Here is a 16,910-nt window from a genome sequence, read left to right as displayed (position 1 = left end):
TCTCCTCGTCAGGTCGCCGTTCGGCCCGGGACAGCCGCCGGTGGGCACCGCCGACCACGGCGGCGGGACGTGACGGCTGCGGTGCTGGTGCCACCGTCACGTCCCGCTGGTGTCAGCGCTGGCCGGTGACCAGGAGGTCGCGCTCGGCGTGCCGGGATCGTCGGCCACGGCGCCGCCGGAGCATGGCAACCGCCACGGCCACGGCGGCCACCGCGAGGGCCGTCCAGAGCAGCGGGTTGGACCGCAGCTCCCCGGGAAGCTGCTGGGCGAGGACGAAGACGCCCATCACCACGACGAACCAGCCGAACGCCTGGCGTAGCAGGTCGGCCGGGATCCGTCCGGCGAGCCGTCCGCCGAGCAGGCTGCCGACGATGGCGGCCGCGGTGACTGCGGCGGCCAGTCCCCAGTTGACGTGCACGCTGGAGAGGTAGCCAGCCAGGCCGGCGAAGGACTTCATGGCGATGACGACCAGGGAGGTGCCGACGGCGACCGGCATCGGCAGGCCGCCGAGCAGGGCGAGGGCGGGCACCACGAGGAAGCCGCCGCCGGCGCCGACCAGCCCGGTGACCAGGCCGACCACCACCCCGTCGAGGAGCACCCGCGGCACCGGCAGCTCGTGCGGCACCGGCCGGCCCTCGGCGGTGCGCCGCCCGCGGATCATCGCGACCGCGGTGGCCAGCATCATGATCGCGAAGCCGGTGAGCAGGAACGCCGCCGGGATGTACTCGGCGAGCCGACCGCCGGCGTAGGCGCCGGTCATGCCGGCGAGGCCGAAGACCAGTCCGGTACGCCACCGCACCCGGTGGGCGCGGGCGTGCGGCAGGACGCCGACGGCGCTGGTGGCGCCGACGACGAGCAGGGAGGTGGCGATGGCCTCCTTGGCCGGCAGGTCGGCGACGTAGACCAGCAGCGGTACGGCGAGGATGGAGCCACCGCCGCCGAGCAGCCCGAGGCTGACGCCGATCAGCACCGCTCCGGCGATGGTCAGGACGAGGGCGGTCAAGACTGATTCCCGGCGCCGTCACGCAGTTGGCCGACGATGGTGTCCAGGTCGCAACTGGCGCCCCGGTTGTAGGGCAGCTTGCTGAGCAGCATGCCCATGGCGCAGGTGTTGGTGATCGCGGCGAAGGTCAGTCCGGCGCCGATGAACCCGGCGACCCATTTGAGACCCGGTACGAACACCGAACCCAGGACGCTGGCCAGGACGATGGAGCCGGCGACGAGGCGGACCTGTCGTTCCAGGTCCCAGCGCTGCTTGCCCTGCCTGGTGGGCGCGTTGGCGGCCTGCCAGGCGAGCATGCCGCCGTCGAGGACCTTGAGGTTGGGCAGGCCGACGGCGGCGAGGGACTGTTCGGCCTGGGTGGCGCGGGCGCCGGAGCGGCAGATCAGCACGATGTCCTCGTCGAGGTGGTTGCGCAGTTCCTCGCGGTGCTCCTTGAGCAGGTCCAGCGGGACGTTGTAGGCGCCGGGGATGTGGACGGTCTCGAACTCGCCCGGGGTGCGCACGTCGAGCAGCCGAGGCGGCCGGCCGGCGGCGATCAGCTCCCGCAGGGTCGCCGCGTCGAGGGTCGAGGGGGTCGGCGTGGTCATTGGTTTCCTCTCCTGAAGTTGGTTGGTGGAAGGGGGCGGGTCAGTCGGTGGGGGCCATCCGTATGCCGGCCTGCGCGGCCCGGCCGAACAGGTCGTCGATCAGGACGACCTGGCGGCCGGCGTTGGCCAGCAGGGACGCGGCGGCGGTGGCGCGGTAGCCGGAGCCGCAGTGCACCCACACCGTTCCGGCGGGAAGGTCGGCCAGTCGCTTCGGCAGGTCGGGAAGCGGGACGTGGACGGCACCGTCGATGTGGCCGGCTTTCCACTCGTTGGTGAGCCGTACGTCGAGAACCACCTGCGGAGCGGGCAGCCCGGCCGGGGTGTCACCGGCCTGCGCGGCCGCGAGGGCCGGGAAGTCGGCCACGGTCAGCTGGCGCAGATCGGCTCGGTCGCTCGCCCACTGCTCGGGTGCCCCGGTGGCCTGGGCGGCGGGCCGGTCGACACCGATCCGCACCAGTTCCCGCTGGGCGTCGGCGATCTGCTCCGGCGTCTGCGCCAGGAGGGTGATCGGGACTCCCCAGTCGATCAGCCAGCCGAGCCACGTCGACATCGGCCCGTCCAGCCCCAGGCTGACCGTGCCGGCCAGGTGCGAGGTGGCGTACGCCGTGCGGTGGCGCAGGTCGACCACCCACTCCCCCGCGGCGATCCGGGCGCGTAGTTCGTCCGCGTCGGCTCGCGCGACCGGGGTGAGGTCCACCGGGGCCGGGCCGGCGGCGTTGGCCACGCCCATGTGCGCGTAGTACGCCGGGTAGGCGTCGAGGCCGGCGAGGGTCTCGGTGACGAACCGGTCGGCGGCGAGCCGGAGCGCCGGGTTGGCCTGCTTCTCCCGGCCGATGGTCGACTCCGGCGCGTCGGCCTGGCTCGCGGAGCAGAAGCTGCCGAACCCGTGGGTGGGCCACACCTGCGCGCCGTCGGGGAGCAGGTCGGCCAGCCGCCGCGCGGAGGCGTGCTGGTGGTGGGCCAACTCGTGGGCGTGCTGCTGGCCGAGCAGGTCGGTGCGGCCGGTGGTGCCGAACAGCAGCGAGCCGCCGGTGAACACCCCGGCCGGGGACCAGCCGTCGTCGCCGGCTTCGTCGAGCACGTACGACAGGTGGTGGAACGTGTGCCCCGGCGTGGCCGCCACCCGGATACGCAGCCGTTCCGACACGTCGACCACGTCACCGTCGGCGACCGGCACCCGGTCGAAGCCGACCTCGTCGGCCGCGGCGACCAGGTACCGGGCACCGGTCACCCGGGCCAGTTCGAGGCCGCCGGAGACGTAGTCGTTGTGGATGTGCGTCTCGACCACGTGGCTGATCCGCACACCCTGCTCGCCGGCGAGGTAGATGATCCGGTCGATGTCCCGCTGCGGGTCCACCACCACCGCCACCCGGCCGTCCGTGGCCAGGTAGCTGCGGTCGCCCAGGGACGAGGTCGAGATGACCGACACCTGCACTGCCACTCGCCTTCTCCTCTCCTGTCGCACATACCCCGGGGGGTATGTAACGGTCACTCGTCTCTCTTGGTCGAACTCATGCGCGGTCACCGGCCCAGGCCGCGGATCACGGCCTGGGCGCGAACGTCAAACCCTGCGGGTCACGACAGGGCGAGGAACAGCTTCTCCAGCTCTTCTTCGGTCATCTCCGGCTGCTCGCCGCGGTCACGCGCGGCCGAGCAGTGCCGCATTCCCGATGCAATGATCTTGTAGCCGGCGCGGTCGATCGCCTTGGACACGGCGGCGAGCTGGGTCAGCGCCTCCCGGCAGTCCCGACCCTCCTCCATCATCTCGATCACGGCGTTGAGCTGCCCGCGCGCCCGCTTGAGCCGAGTCAGCGCGTCGCTCGTCATCTCCGGTCGCAGCTTCATGTCGCCACCTCCCTAGCCTCCAAACATACCTAAGGGGGTATTCGTCCGGCTGCGAGGCCCCCGTTGTGCGCGTCCGGAGAAACATACCCCCCGGGGTATTCATTCCCCGCCAGGCACCCCCCGCCGCACGGCTGGCCCGGGGCGGATCGGCGCGCTATCGTCGGCCACGATATACCCCCCGGGGTATCTGGTCAAAGGAGTGATGAGCCATGCGAAAGGTCGATCTGGCGACCTTCGCCGCCGCCCACGCCGACGGGGCGACGGTGATCGACGTACGGGAACGCGTCGAGTACGTCGGCGGTCACGTCCCGGGCGCCCGGTGCATCCCACTGGGCGACCTGCACGCGAGCATCCGGGACCTGCCACGCGGCGGCACGGTGTATGTCATCTGCGCCAGCGGCAACCGCAGCCAGGTGGGCGCCGATCTGCTCGGACGCGTCGGGATCGACGCCCGGTCGGTCGCCGGCGGGACGGCCGCGTGGGCCCGCGCGGGCCACCCCCTGACCGACGGCAGCCGGGCCTGACGCATTCCTTGCCGCTCGGCAGCACGCCGGCGGCTCCGGAATATACCCCCCGGGGTATACGCTACTGTGAAAGCATCGCCAGTCATCGCTGCGAAGGAGTTCAGCGCCATGTTGTTCACCCAGTACTACCTGGACTGCCTGTCCCAGGCGTCGTACCTCATCGGTGACGACACCACGAAGCGCGCCGTGCTGGTCGACCCGCGCCGGGACATCGACGAATACCTCGCCGACGCGCAGGCCCGCGGGCTGACCATCGAGGGCGTCGTCAACACCCACTTCCACGCCGACTTCCTCGCCGGTCACCTCGAGGTCGCCGCCGCCACCGGCGCCTGGATCGGCTACGGACAGCGGGCCGAGACGGAGTACCCGAGCCGCAAACTGCACGACGGCGAGCGGATCGGCCTCGGCGACGTGACCCTGGAGATCATGGAGACCCCGGGCCACACCCCGGAGTCGATCAGCATCCTGGTGTACGAGCGCGCCGACGACGCGGTGCCCTACGGGGTGATGACCGGTGACGCGCTGTTCATCGGCGATGTGGGCCGGCCGGACCTGCTCGCCTCGCTCGGCGTCACGGCCGACGAACTGGGCCGGATGCTCTACGACAGTGTGCAGCGCAAGCTGATGGGCCTGCCTGACGAGGTCCGGGTCTTCCCCGCCCACGGCGCGGGCTCGGCCTGCGGGAAGAACCTCTCCACCGAGCGGCAGTCCACCATCGGCGAGCAGCGCCGCACCAACTACGCCTGCACCCCGATGAGCCAGGAGCAGTTCCTCGCCCTGGTCACCGGCGGGCAGCCCGCCGCGCCCGGCTACTTCGCCTTCGACGCCGTGCTCAACCGCAAGGCCCGCGAACTGTTCGACCACAGCCGGGCCCCACGTCCGCTCGGCGCCGCCGACTTCGCCGCCGCCCGGGCCGACGGCGCCGTGGTGATCGACGCCCGCGACCCGCAGGAGTTCGCGGCGGGCCACCTGCGCGGCGCGATCAACATCCCCGCCGACGGCCGGTTCGCCGAGACCGCCGGCAGTGTGGTCGCGCCGGACCGCGCGGTGCTCGTGGTGGCCCCGCAGGACCGCGAGGAGGAAATCGTCGTACGCCTCGCCCGGATCGGTTTCGACCGGGTGGTCGGCTACCTGCGCGAGCCTGAGGCGGCCTTCCTGGAGATGGTCGCCGACCTGGCGCGGGCCAGCCGGCTCACCGCCAGTGAGCTGCGCGCGGCCCTCGACACGGCCGAGCCACCCGTGGTGCTCGACGTCCGCAACAACGGCGAACGGGAGCACGGTGCCGTCGCTGGATCGCTGCACGTTCCGATCGCGGAGCTGACCCGGCGAATCGAGGAGGTGCCGACCGACCGGCCCGTCGTCGTGCACTGCGCCGGCGGCTACCGCTCGTCGGTGGCGGCCAGCGTGCTCCGCAACGCCGGCCGGGCGGACGTCTCCGACCTGCTCGGCGGGTACGGTGCCTGGCAGGCGATGCTGCACCCGACCGCAGCCTGAACACCGGCCGGGACGGGGGTGGCCGTCGGTGCGAGACGACCACTCCCGTCCGCCGGGCCGGCACCGCTTTGATCCTGGATCTAGGATGCGGCGGTGCATATCTCCATGTGGGTCCCCTACGACGAGAGACAACTCCGCCGCACGCTCCGGTTCATCCTCCGCCCACAGCTGAGAGCCATCCGCCCGCTGGGTGGCGTGCTGATCGTCCTCGGCCTCGCCATGGTGGCCCTGGACCCGTCAACGCCGCTGGCCTACCTCGTCCTGGTCCTCGGACTGCTCTTCGTGTTCGCGATCGCACCGATAACGGTGGCCTGGTCGATGCGTATGCAGTCCAACGTCATCAGGGATGGGCTGCACATGACGCTGGACGACGAATGGGTCACGCTCGCCTACCCGCTCGCCGAGTCGCGGCTCCGGTGGGCGGGCCTCGGCCGGGTCATCGAAACCCCCGAGGTCTGGTACGTCATGTTCGGCAGGATCCAGGCGGTCACGATTCCGAAAGGCCCGATGACCGAGGAGCAGCGGGCCGAGTTCGGCGCGTTCGTCAAGGGGTTGCAGCCGGCCGGTAGGTGACGTCCGAGGTCCCACCTTCGCTGCGGCTGGTCGGGACCGCCACCGCGGTCACCCGTGGGACCCTCCGTCGAGGGCGAGCGCCAGTCGGCGTTTCCAGGCCTCGACGTCACCGGAGACCCCGGGGTACTCATCGAGGAAGTTACCCCAGTCGACATTCCAGGCGAGGACCGATTCGACGGTGAAGTCGTCGGCTTCGGCGCCCAGTTCCGGCCGGAGCAGGTCCCGGACGAGTTGCGGGCTCACTGTGGTGTGCTCGGCGAGCAGCACCGCGTCGTAGAGGTCCTTGCCCTGGGGGTAGGTGTCGGTGGCGAGCCACATGACCTTCCAGGCCAACGACATCTCCGCGGTCGCCGCCGGTACGGGGCGATCGACGCCGTCCAGCCGGATCGTGGTGGGTTCGAGGGGAAGGTGTTCGTTGAAGACGAAATCGGCCTGCACGGATCCGGTCAACCCGTCGTCGGTGGTGAACGGGATTATCAGACGCCGCCCGTCGGCGCGTTCGTAGGTCCAGATGTCGCTCGTCTCGACCCGGTCGGGATCGAGGCCGGCTCCTGGCCGGTGCCGCAGTGCGGACAGGATCCCGGCGAACATGGCCGTGGCCTCGTCGCTGTGGCTGTCCATCGAGGGCGGGGCCACGACGAAGTCGAGGTCACCGGGGTCGCGCGCGGCGGCTCCGAACCATGCGGACATGGTGACGCTGCCGCGCAGGACCAGGTGCTGTGCCCACCGAGTGTCGGCGATGACGGTGATCATGTGTCGCATCGCGGCACGACGGGCGGCGCGCCACCGGGCACCGGTGCCGGGGTCGGAGAACACTGGTTCGCCGGCGCGATAGGCGTTGCCGTACTGCTTCAGGGCAGGGTCGAACGCGGCGCGCTGCCGCACGCCGGGCTGGGCGGGCAGCGGCTGATAGGTGTTCGGGTAGCCAGGTGTGCCGGCCGGTGCGGAGCGCATCGTCTCCTCCCTGGCCAGCTCCCGTGCATTCGGTCCGGGCTGGGTCAGCCAGCCGGCGTCGAGCGAGATCCGGTCGTCGGACACGACGTACTCCTGCTCGACGGCGAGGATGTCCCAGCCGGAGTCGCGCAGGGCCGCAACGAGGGTGTCGAGCCGAGCCTGGGCGGCAATGCGACCGACCCGGTGGCACCGCTGGGTGACGAACCGTTCCTGGCTCCCGTCGTGGCTTGTCCGTCTCGGGTTGCGGGACAGCCGCGCGCCGTGTCGCTCGGCCAGCTCGGTCACCGCCACCAGCGCGGAAACCCCCACCGGGAGCACGAGCTTGACATGGTGTTCGAAGTACCGGTCGAGGGGTTGTGTGCCGGCATCCGAATCGGTCACCGGCACACCGTCGCACCACGGCGCGGCCTCGATCTTGACTCGGGCGACGGGCAGGCCCGCAGCCCTCAGCCGCTTTGTCCACCGCTCGGCGGCATCGCGTTGCTGCTCCAGCGACCCTGACCCCACCAGCGTCAGCATCGGCTGAGATGGCCTCTGTCCCCGGTCCAGCACCACATGGGTGTACTTCAGACCGTGCTTCTCGGCGAAGTCCGCCAGCTTGCCGGCGTGCCGCTCGTAGGCGGTGATGTGGACCTCGAAGTCGCCACTGACATCGTTCGTGAGATCCGTTTCGGACACGCCGCCCACGGTACGCGGCCGCCCGCCACGGCCGCGACCAGGATTCCTCGGGCAATCGCTCGACCCGAGGTCAGCGGGCTTGAGCCGCCATCCACTTCTCCAATCCGACGGCGTCCAGCGGCAACGCACGGGACAGCACCTCCGCGCCGTCCGGCGTGACCAGCAGGTCGTCCTCGATGCGCACGCCGATCCCGCGCAACTCCGGGGGCAGGGTCAGGTCGTGCGAGTGGAAGTACAGGCCGGGCTCGACCGTGAGCACCATGCCGGGTGCCATGATCGCGCCCTGATAGGCCTCCGGCGTGGCCCGCCCGCAGTCGTGCACGTCGAGCCCCAGGTGGTGTCCGACGCCGCACACCAGATAGCGCCGGTGGTGCTGACCGCTGTCGGAGAGCGCCTCGTCCACGGAGACCGGCAACAGCCCCCAGTCCGCCAGTCCCCGCGCGATCACCTCCATCGAGGCATGGTGGAAATCGGTGAACGGGCGGCCGGGGCCGACCGCCGCCAGGCCCGCCCGGTGGGCCTGTTCCACCAGGTCGTGAACCTGACGCTGGACCGGAGTGAACCGCCCGGAGGCGGGAAACGTGCGGGTGACGTCGGCGGTGTAACAGCTCTTGGCCTCGACGCCCATGTCGAGCAGGAGCAACTCGTCCGGCAGCACGGGGCCGTCGCAGCGTACCCAGTGCAGCGTGGGCGCGTGGCCGCCACTGCCGACGATCGTGGCGTAGCCGGGGCCGTTGCCGTACGCCCGGGCGTATCGGTCGAAGGTGCCCTGCAGCCACCGCTCCCCCGGCCCGGCGATCGCCGTGGGGATCTCGCGGACGACCGCGGCGAAACCCTCGACCGTGCGGTCCACGGCCTCGCGGAGCTGCCCGATCTCCCACTCGTCCTTGTACATGCGCAGTTCGGCGAGGACCCGGGTCACCTCCTCGTCCCGGGTCACGTCCTCGGTGAGTTCCGCGAGCGGCCGTACCTCGACACCCAGCGCCCGCGCCCAGTCGGTCAGTCCCGGAGCGGCCCCGACCCACAGCTCCCCGTAACGCGGATCGGTCCAGAAGCCCGGGTCGCCGGGGCCGGCGGGCGGCGGCAGGTAGAGGGTGGCATCGCCGTCGCGCAGCACCACCACGGCGTTCTCGACATCGCAGCCGGTCACCCAGACGAAGTCGCTGTCCGGGCGGAAGTCATACATCGTGTCGTTGCTGCGCACGGGCGCCTCCCCCGCGGCCAGCACGACGGTCCGGCCGGGGAGCGCCTCGGCCAGCCGGGCCCGATGGGCGGCGGCCGCGTCGGCGGCGCCGGGGACAACCGATGGGGTACGCTCCCGCGCGCCCCATCCCGTGTTCATGTACTCCGCGAAGGTCGTGATCTCGGACAGCTTCGGCGGCCTACCCTGACGCAACGGAGAATCCTCCAGCCTCGAAACCAGTACGGTGTGCCATTGCACTGATCCTAGCGCCACGCCGAAAGACGGTTGCCCTCGTGTCCAACCACATCTACCGAGATAGATCGTGACCGGTCTGCGCCAGGAGATCATGCTCCGACGGCCGTGACCTGCACATCAGGCCCTGGCACGATGTCAGGCGTGTCGACTACTCCTGACAACCGAGACTCCTCCCCCCTCGCCTCGCCGACCACGGTGCTGCCGCAGCTACGTACGCGGCCGCGGCACCGCGCCATGACGGATGGGCGCCGGCTGATGTGGACGACCGTCGCGGGTGCGGCGGTCGCCGTCACGGCCGCAACAATCGCGGTGGCTGTTTCCGGCGGCGGCGACGACGCGGAACCGCCGAAGCCGGCACCAGCGCTCGCCGCGCCCACCGAGGCTGACGACGAACCAACCGTCGACGTCGCGGTGACCGAGGAAGCGTCCGCCTCCGCGTCACCGTCGCCATCGCCGTCCCCCCGCGCATCCACCGGGCGTCCCACGCGCCCGGCCGACCTCGTCGAGGGGATGCAGACCACCATCAACCTGCTCGTCCGGGACCGTCAGCTGTCCCGGGACGCCGGTGAGGACCTGACCAAGCGACTACGGGAGGTCAAGAAGGAAATCGCGGACGGTAATCTGGACAAGGCACGGGAAAAGTTGCGCGAGTTCGCTGAGAAGCTGGTCAGGCTCCGCAAGAAGGACCGAATCAGCAGCGCCGGCTATGACGCGCTCGCCGCCGGGGCGGGGCAACTCGCCCAAGCAATGACGAACCGCTGAGCCGCCGGAACGCCGGCGGCGAGGCTTCCGGCGGGGACGGCGGGCGGCGTCGAAAGGACTGGTCTCACGCCGCGTCAACCGGGCTGGCCATCGACGACGCGGCACCCAGCGGCTGCGCCTCCGTAGCCGGCTCGCGGTCCTTGCCGCCCGCCCGGACGACCCGGGCGTGCCACCAGACGACCAGCGGCAGCGCGACGAGTTCCAACACCAACGCGGTCCCGAACATGGGAGTCGGCCAGCCCACGGCCAGGACCGACATCAGCCGGCCGAACCCGCCGACGACCGCGATCACGAGAATCGTCCGGGTGACGACCGCCCGCTCCTCCAGCCGGAACAGCGACCAGCAGAGCGCGACGCCGCCCGCCAGCCAGTAGGCGTCGATGAAGCGGTAGTTGTTGTCGACGCTGACCGGGGTCGACGCGCCGCCGGGTATGAAGGCCGGCCCGATGAAGAGCCCGGCCAGCCCCGACACGATGGGCACCGCGCCGAGTGCCACCAGCACGACCATGAGTGCTCTTCGCCCCGCCATCGCTCCCACCGTCGTGTCCCTGGCCATGCGCAGACCGATCGCCATCACTCTATGGCGGTGCGCCACGTCGCGCCAGACACCGGCCCCAGTCGCGCTGTGGTACCCCTACGATCCGTGGCACACGTCACGCGGCCACGTTGTCACAAGGATCGGTCCGCCGGCATCTCCATGTTCGTCAGACGCCGCGCGTTCGATCCGCGCGGTACGTAACTCCACGAGTGAGGACGAAGCCATGGAGCCTCGTATCGACCTGTTCACCAACGAGATCGGCGCCCGGTTCGCCAAGCGGTTCGCCAACGCCGGCCTGGTGATCCAGCAGTCGTCGCTGCCGCACTCGACGCAGGAGCTGGTGTCGCTGCGCGCCAGCCAGATCAACGGGTGCGGTTGGTGCATCGACATGCACACCAAGGAGGCCGCGGCCGCGGGCGAGACCTCGGTCCGGCTCCATCTGGTCGCCGCCTGGCGCGAGTCCACCGTGTTCACCGAGGCCGAGCGGGCCGCGCTGGCGCTCGCCGAGGAGGGGACCCGGCTCGCTGACGCCCACCTCGGCGTGTCCGACGAGACCTGGGCCCAGGTACGCAAGCACTACGACGACGATCAGATCGCCGCGCTGGTCGCCCTGGTCGCCCTGATCAACGCGGCCAACCGGCTCGCCGTGATCGTGCACCAGCAAGGGGGGTCCTACGAGGCCGGCATGTTCGACCGACTGGCGAGCTGACCGAAAGGGACCTGTGGCCCGGCCCGGGACCATCCGGGCCGGGCCACAGCCGTGCTCCGCCGGGGACCTCGCCCAGCAGGCATCCGCGGCATCGCTCCAGGGGGCCTCCAACGTCGCCACGGAGGAGTCGCCGCTGGCCCCGCGTCGAGGTGAGCGTCGGGGTGTTGGCGTGGCTATGGCGAGACTTTGGCGGCCGGCGACACCGTTGGGGCAGGAACGCACAGAGGGAGGAGGTGTCCCAGATGGAGAAGAAGGAGCTCAAGAAGATCAAGATCCGCAAGGCGGGTCCGGTCCGGCTGACCGCCGCCGCCTGCCCGCAGTACCCCACCAAGCTCTAAGGGGTCCGGCGTCGGGCGTGGGCGCGGAGTGGGCGCCCACGCCCGACGCTTCATTCTCCATCGCGGACCAGTGGAGGACGGACCGTGGACACGGAAGTGCAGTACGACCAGGACCGCCGGGTGGTCCTCCATCCCCTCGTGTACTTCGCCGACGGGGACGAGGTCACCATCGGCAGACCGGACGTCGACTCGTACGGGATCTTCCCGCCGGACGGCGCCGAGGTGGTCCGCCGGCTGGCGGCCGGGGACACCCCGCGCGAGGTCGATCGGTGGTACCAGGCGGAGTACGGCGAGAGCGCCGACCTCGAGCACGTCCTCGCGGCCCTGGACGAGCTGGGCTTCATCGCCACCACGGATCAGGCACCGGTGGATGTGGCACCGGTGCGCTGGCAGCGGCTGGGCGCCGCGCTCTTCTCCGCGCCGGCCTGGGTCGGCTACGGCGCGCTGGTGGCCTGGGCGATGATCGCGATGGTCCGTTCGCCGGATCTGGTCCCGAGCTACCGCAACCTGTTCTTCACCGACTACTTCACGCTCATCGAGGTGGCGTTGTTCGTCGGTGCCGTGCCGCTGCTGATCCTGCACGAACTGTTCCACGTGCTCGCCGCCCGCCGGCTCGGCGTACGCTCCCGGGTCAGCATCGGTCGCAGGTTCTACTACGTGGTGCTGGAGACCAGCCTGGACGGCCTGGTCGCGGTGCCCCGCCGGAGGCGGTACCTGCCGATCCTCGCCGGGATGCTGGTCGACGTGCTCGCCCTGGCCGCGTTCACCGTCGTCGCGGACCTCAACCGCCGGCCCGACGGGTCGTACTCGATGGCGGGCCGCCTCTGCCTGGCCCTGGCCTTCGCCACCCTGCTGCGCGTGCTCTGGCAGTTCTTCTTCTATCTCCGCACCGACCTGTACGTCCTGATGTCCACCCTGCTCGGCTGCGTCGACCTGCACACCACCGCGAAGCGGCTGCTGCGCAACCGCGCGGTGCGACTGCTCGGCCGCCCGGAGCGGACGACGGACGAGACGCAGTGGCACCCGGTCGACCGACGGGCCGCCGGCTGGTACTCCTGGCTGATCGTCGCCGGATACACCTTCAGCATCACGACGTTCCTGGTCGCGGTCGCCCCCGCCGTCTACCGGATGTTCGCCAACTCGATCGCCCGGCTCTTCGGCGACGCCGCGACCGGTGGGCAGACGTTCGACTCGGTGGTCTTCCTCGGGCTGAACCTGGCGCAGATCGCGCTCACCGTCTGGCTGGCCGTACGCGAACGCCGGCAGCGCAAGAACCAACAGTTCCAGCACGTCATCGCCTAAGGAGGCGCCAGCATGGGCAGCCACTACTGGATCAGCGCTGATCGCCGCGCGGACCGCGATCGGCTCCGGGCGGGAATCGACCTTCCGCCGCTACTCGCCCGGGTCGAGGCACACCGTCGGCTGCGTGGCCCGTACACCGCCGCGGGCGCGGTGCTACGGGCGATCGGGGCGGACGCGCTGGCCCGCTGCCCGGAGCTGGGACCTCGGCACCATATCGAGATCCTGACCGCCGCCCCGGAGTTCGAGGGCGCGGTGCCACCCATCGAGTCCACGTTGGAGCAGGAGTCGGAGTCCGGCGCCCGTACCCGTTACCAGGCCCGGTTGCACACGCTGCGGCTCGCGCACGGGCTCGCCGAGTTCCTTCGCGACTACCTCACGGCACTCGGCGACGGTCCGCGCACCCTGGTGCTGGAGGACGTGCAGGAGGCCGATCCGACCGATCACGAGTTCGTCGCGGTGCTGCTGCAGCGGCTGTCGCCCAGTCAGTTGACGGTCGTGGTGGGCACCGCCGCCGGGCCGCCGGCCGAGGCGCCGGGTCCGGTGAGCATCTCGCTGCCGGAGACGCTGCGGGAGCGGACCGTCCGGGTCGATGAGCCGGCCGGACCGGGCGCGCCGGGCGATCCGGCGGACGCTGAGGGCAGCGGCTCCGGCGGGTCACTGGTGGAAGGGCTGGACGAGGCCACGCTCGGTGGGCTGGCCCGGGCGTACGTGGCGACCGAGTGCACCGGCGACGACCCGCGACAGCGGGCCGCGTACCAGTCGTTGTCCGCTGCCGACCGGGCCGCGCTGCACGACGAGCGCCGGCTCGCGCTGCTGGCCCGGGGCGAGCGGTCCCTGCTGCTCGGCGCGGTCCCCTACCACGCCGAGCAGGGCGGTGACCCGGCCGGCGCCGGCGCGGCGGCGCTGCGGGAGGCCCAGTTGTACTGCAAGAACCTTGGCCTCTACCACGCGGCGGCGGAGCTCGGCGAGCGCGGCCGGGCGGTCGTCGACCGGGCGAGCCGCCCCGAGCTGTGGTGGGACCTCACCGGTGATGTCACCACCTCGCTCTCCGCCATCGGTCGGGCCGAGGAGGCCGAGGCCCGCTACGACGAGGCGCGGGCCATCTCCACCGACCCGCTGATCCACATGCATGCGGCGTACGGCACCGCGATGCTCTTCGCCCGGCACTACGGCGACCAGCGGCGTGACGCGAAGCAGGCCCGGCGCTGGCTCAACCAGGCGGTGGCCATCGCGTCGCTGCTGCCCGATCCCAAGGAACGGGCCTTCTATTCGGTGTTCCACCGCAACGGCATCGCGCTGGTGGAGACCCGGGAGGGCCGACCGGAGGAGGCGTTGCGGCTGCTGAACGAGGGCATGGCCCGGCTGGATCGGGAGCTCGAACCGGGTGAGCAACTGCTGCACCGCACCGGGCTGCGCTACAACCGGGCCCAGGTGTACGGCATGTCCGGCCGGCTGGAAGAGGCGCTGGCGGACTACTCGTCGGTCATCGAGGTCGACCCGAACTTCCACGACCACTACTTCAATCGGGGAAACGTCCTGCGCCGCCTCGGGCGGAACAAGGAGGCGATCGAGGACTACGAACGGGCGCTGCGACTGTCCCCGCCGTTCCCCGAGGCGTACTACAACCGGGGGGACGCCCGGCTGGAACTCGGCGACGTCGACGGGGCACTCGCCGACTTCGACCGGGTGCTGGAACTGGACCCGGAGCACGTCGACGCGCGGTTGAACCGGGCCGCGCTGCGGTGCGACCTGGACGACGTCGACGGGGCCTGGGCCGACGTCACCGCCGGGCTGGCGTACGCGCCGGAGAACCCGCACCTGCTCTGCGTCAAGGGACGGATCCTGGTCGAACGGGGCGAAGCCGCGGCGGCCCGGGAGGTCCTGACGGCCGCGCTGGGGATCGACGACGGTCTGGCCGAGGCGTGGGCCATCCGGGGCGGCCTCGGGTACGAGTCGGGTGACCTGGTGGCGGCGATCAGCGATCTGAGCCGCGCGGTCGAGCTGCTCGGCACGCCGGAGATCCGCTACAATCGGGCGATGGTCTACCAGGCGGCGGGTCGGTTCGCCGAGGCGGCGGCCGACTACCGGGCCGTCCTGGAGGTCACCGACGACGTCGATGCCACCGCGCGGCTGGCTGACTGCCTGCGGGCCACCTCCACGTCAGCCGCCGTGTAGGGCCGCCGCGATGACCACGCAGGAGCACGCAGTCCCGTCGCGGACCGGAGTCTTCACCGAGGCGATGGCGCGGCTGGCCTCCGGGGTCGCGGTGGTCACCGCCCGGCAACCGGGCGGGGCACCCTGCGGTCTGTTGGTCTCCTCCATCTGTTCCTACAGCGTGCGGCCACCCTCAGTCCTGGTGTCCATCGGCCGGGAGTCCCGGTCGTACCGGTCCCTGCTCGGGCAGGCGGAGTTCGGGGTGCACCTGCTGGGCAGCGGCGACGGCCCGATCGCGCGGCTGTTCGCCAGCCGGAGCGACGACAAGTTCGCCGGCCTGCACTGGGCGTGGGACGGCTCGGTGCCGCGCCTGGACGCCACACCTGTCTACCTGCGCTGCGTACGCAGACGGGTGTTCGAGCACGGTGACCACGCGATTGTCATCGGCGAGGTGGCCGACGGCGAGATATCGCACGGTGAGCCGTTGGTCTACTACCGGCGGGCCCTGGACTGGCGGCTTGAGCCGCCGGTCCAGAGCCGTCCGCGATGATCGGCCCGCCCGGCTACCACCGGTTCGAGACGGCGACCGGATGGTGCACCCCGGCCTGGCAGGTCCTGCGGCAACGGCAATTGGCGGTAGGCCGGTCGGCGCAGGCCGGACACCAGATCGCGGAGTGGTGCGGGTGCGGAGCAGCCGAGCCGTCGAGGATCATCTGTTGCAGGGCCCGCAGCCCCGGCCCGGGCTCGACGCCGGCCTCATCGACCATGATCCGGTGCGCGCGTTGGTAGACCTGCAGCGCCTCGGCCCGGCCGCCGGAGAGGTAGAGCGCCAGCATCAACTGCTGGTGGAAGCTCTCCCGCAGTGGGTACCGGGCGGAGAGTTCGCCCAGCTCGCCGACCAGTTCGAGGCTGCGGCCCTGGCACAGGTCGGCCCCGATCCGTTCCTGAAGCAGCGCGAGACGTTCGGCTTCCAGAGGTACGGCGTATCGCTCCATCAGATCTGAGCGGCTCAGATCGGCCAGCGCCGGCCCGCGCCACATCGCCAGTGCCTGCCGGAACGACTCGCCCGCTTCCGCGCACCGGCCCTCGGCGACCCGCCGGCGGCCGTCAGCGGAGAGGGACCGGAACCGGTGGAGATCCAACTGACCGGGCTCGACCCGGATGACGTATCCGCTCGGCTGGGTCCGTAGGACCGGATGTTGTCGGGTCCCGCCTCGGACTCGGGCACCTGGGCTCAGGACCCGGCGGACCGCTGAGACGTACATCTGCAACGCGGCGAGGGCCGATCGTGGCGGCCGGTGCCCCCAGAGCGCGTCGATGATCCGGGTGACCGGGATCAGTTCGTTGCCGTGCAACAGGAGCAGGGCGAGCAGTTTGCGTTGCAACGGGGCGGTCGGGGTGCACGGTTCGCCGTCCCGGTAGACCTCAAGCGGGCCGAGGATGTGAAACCGCAGCGCCGGGGCGGGGAATGGATCAGCCTGATGGTGGGAGTCCGGGGCGGCGGCAGGTGGCTGCCCGGTGACCGGGTGCCGGGGTGCGGGCTTGCGGTGCCGGTCGAAGCGGGGTATCGATAAGGACGCCAAAATGGACTCAGATGCGCAATCAGTGTGTCCTTGACTGGCGGGGGATGCCATTCAGTTTTCTCCCTGCGGCATTCATCCCCCGTCTGACCATAAGCGAATGATTGATTGGTGCAGGTGAATCTAGGTGGCTGCCGGTAATGCTAGCAACACACTCCGCCTTCGACAAGGTAACGGGACTCTGGTCACCTCTTTCACCCAGGCGCAAAGATAGTAAACTCTAGTGATTCGGACCTGCCGGAGCCGCACAAGGGAAAAAGCGGCAGAGATTTAGGTCAATGGGCTCAGCCGGAGCTAGGAGCGGAAGTCAGCCCCGTTCCACGCTCGCCGGATCACCAGTGAGCCATTCCGCGCAACGTTCTGATCACCGAAGGTGATCATGTGGTGCGGTCGTGTTCGGTGTGGAGCAGGATGAGTGCGGCGGCCACGAT

At 70.9% G+C, this 16,910-nt stretch carries 16 protein-coding genes; 8 read left to right on the top strand and 8 right to left on the bottom strand.

Annotated features, from left to right (window positions below; genetic code table 11):
- Positions 1-112: 112 nt before the first annotated feature.
- From ACIRG9_RS29165 to ACIRG9_RS29150, 4 genes are all read right to left on the bottom strand, one after another.
- Entirely contained in the window at positions 113-1,003 is an 891-nt protein-coding gene (locus tag ACIRG9_RS29165; protein WP_402862863.1) for a sulfite exporter TauE/SafE family protein, read from the bottom strand.
- The gene (locus ACIRG9_RS29160) at positions 1,000-1,590 is read right to left on the bottom strand and encodes a rhodanese-like domain-containing protein (protein ID WP_402862861.1); all 591 of its coding nucleotides are present in this window, start codon (positions 1,588-1,590) and stop codon (positions 1,000-1,002) included. Before ACIRG9_RS29160 ends, ACIRG9_RS29165 begins: the two co-directional genes overlap by 4 nt.
- A 40-nt stretch (positions 1,591-1,630) precedes the next feature.
- A complete protein-coding gene (locus ACIRG9_RS29155; protein WP_402862858.1) occupies positions 1,631-3,031 on the bottom strand; it encodes a rhodanese-like domain-containing protein in 1,401 nt (466 codons plus the stop codon).
- Between the two features lie 134 nt (positions 3,032-3,165).
- Positions 3,166-3,435 (bottom strand): metal-sensitive transcriptional regulator, encoded by a 270-nt coding sequence (locus ACIRG9_RS29150; RefSeq protein WP_402862855.1) that lies wholly within the window; start codon positions 3,433-3,435, stop codon positions 3,166-3,168.
- 209 nt (positions 3,436-3,644) lie between these two features.
- Between ACIRG9_RS29150 and ACIRG9_RS29145 the strand changes: the two genes are divergently transcribed.
- The 3 genes from ACIRG9_RS29145 to ACIRG9_RS29135 all read left to right on the top strand — a co-directional run bounded on the left by ACIRG9_RS29145 (position 3,645) and on the right by ACIRG9_RS29135 (position 6,026).
- Positions 3,645-3,959, top strand: a complete 315-nt coding sequence (locus ACIRG9_RS29145; RefSeq protein ID WP_402862852.1) for a rhodanese-like domain-containing protein — start codon at positions 3,645-3,647, stop codon at positions 3,957-3,959.
- 108 nt (positions 3,960-4,067) lie between these two features.
- On the top strand, positions 4,068-5,453 hold the full coding sequence (locus ACIRG9_RS29140; protein ID WP_402862849.1) for a rhodanese-like domain-containing protein: 1,386 nt from the start codon (positions 4,068-4,070) through the stop codon (positions 5,451-5,453).
- Between the two features lie 93 nt (positions 5,454-5,546).
- Positions 5,547-6,026, top strand: a complete 480-nt coding sequence (locus ACIRG9_RS29135) for a YcxB family protein (protein WP_402862846.1) — start codon at positions 5,547-5,549, stop codon at positions 6,024-6,026.
- A 48-nt stretch (positions 6,027-6,074) separates the two neighbouring features.
- Here the strand turns inward: ACIRG9_RS29135 and ACIRG9_RS29130 are convergent, their stop codons facing one another.
- Together ACIRG9_RS29130 and ACIRG9_RS29125 are read right to left on the bottom strand one after the other, a co-directional pair.
- The gene (locus tag ACIRG9_RS29130; protein WP_402862843.1) at positions 6,075-7,658 is read right to left on the bottom strand and encodes a nucleotidyl transferase AbiEii/AbiGii toxin family protein; all 1,584 of its coding nucleotides are present in this window, start codon (positions 7,656-7,658) and stop codon (positions 6,075-6,077) included.
- A 70-nt stretch (positions 7,659-7,728) separates the two neighbouring features.
- Positions 7,729-9,054 carry an aminopeptidase P family protein gene (locus tag ACIRG9_RS29125; protein WP_402862840.1) on the bottom strand — a complete coding sequence of 442 codons (1,326 nt, stop codon included), beginning with the start codon at positions 9,052-9,054 and terminating at the stop codon, positions 7,729-7,731.
- Between the two features lie 237 nt (positions 9,055-9,291).
- Here ACIRG9_RS29125 and ACIRG9_RS29120 point away from each other — a divergent pair, with 237 nt between their 5' ends.
- Entirely contained in the window at positions 9,292-9,858 is a 567-nt protein-coding gene (locus ACIRG9_RS29120; RefSeq protein WP_402862837.1) for an FIMAH domain-containing protein, read from the top strand.
- A gap of 64 nt (positions 9,859-9,922) precedes the next feature.
- On the opposite strand, the gene ACIRG9_RS29115 is transcribed toward ACIRG9_RS29120, so the two are convergent.
- Positions 9,923-10,387: a DUF4345 domain-containing protein gene (locus ACIRG9_RS29115; RefSeq protein WP_402862834.1), complete on the bottom strand. Its 465-nt coding sequence runs from the start codon at positions 10,385-10,387 to the stop codon at positions 9,923-9,925.
- A gap of 232 nt (positions 10,388-10,619) precedes the next feature.
- Here ACIRG9_RS29115 and ACIRG9_RS29110 point away from each other — a divergent pair, with 232 nt between their 5' ends.
- From ACIRG9_RS29110 to ACIRG9_RS29095, 4 genes are all read left to right on the top strand, one after another.
- The gene (locus ACIRG9_RS29110) at positions 10,620-11,105 is read left to right on the top strand and encodes a carboxymuconolactone decarboxylase family protein (protein ID WP_402862831.1); all 486 of its coding nucleotides are present in this window, start codon (positions 10,620-10,622) and stop codon (positions 11,103-11,105) included.
- 422 nt (positions 11,106-11,527) lie between these two features.
- The gene (locus ACIRG9_RS29105; protein ID WP_402862828.1) at positions 11,528-12,745 is read left to right on the top strand and encodes a hypothetical protein; all 1,218 of its coding nucleotides are present in this window, start codon (positions 11,528-11,530) and stop codon (positions 12,743-12,745) included.
- A 12-nt stretch (positions 12,746-12,757) separates the two neighbouring features.
- Positions 12,758-14,920, top strand: coding sequence for a tetratricopeptide repeat protein (locus ACIRG9_RS29100; protein ID WP_402862825.1), 2,163 nt, complete (start codon positions 12,758-12,760; stop codon positions 14,918-14,920).
- A 10-nt stretch (positions 14,921-14,930) separates the two neighbouring features.
- Positions 14,931-15,449, top strand: coding sequence for a flavin reductase family protein (locus tag ACIRG9_RS29095; protein ID WP_402862822.1), 519 nt, complete (start codon positions 14,931-14,933; stop codon positions 15,447-15,449).
- Positions 15,450-15,462: 13 nt separating this feature from the next.
- On the opposite strand, the gene ACIRG9_RS29090 is transcribed toward ACIRG9_RS29095, so the two are convergent.
- Positions 15,463-16,482 (bottom strand): BTAD domain-containing putative transcriptional regulator, encoded by a 1,020-nt coding sequence (locus ACIRG9_RS29090; protein WP_402862819.1) that lies wholly within the window; start codon positions 16,480-16,482, stop codon positions 15,463-15,465.
- Positions 16,483-16,910 lie beyond the last annotated feature (428 nt).

Source organism: Micromonospora sp. NPDC093277 (assembly GCF_044765245.1).
Lineage (GTDB): Bacteria > Actinomycetota > Actinomycetes > Mycobacteriales > Micromonosporaceae > Micromonospora.
The sequence above is the reverse complement of the archived record's forward strand: the minus strand, read 5'-3'. Positions and strand labels throughout refer to the sequence as shown.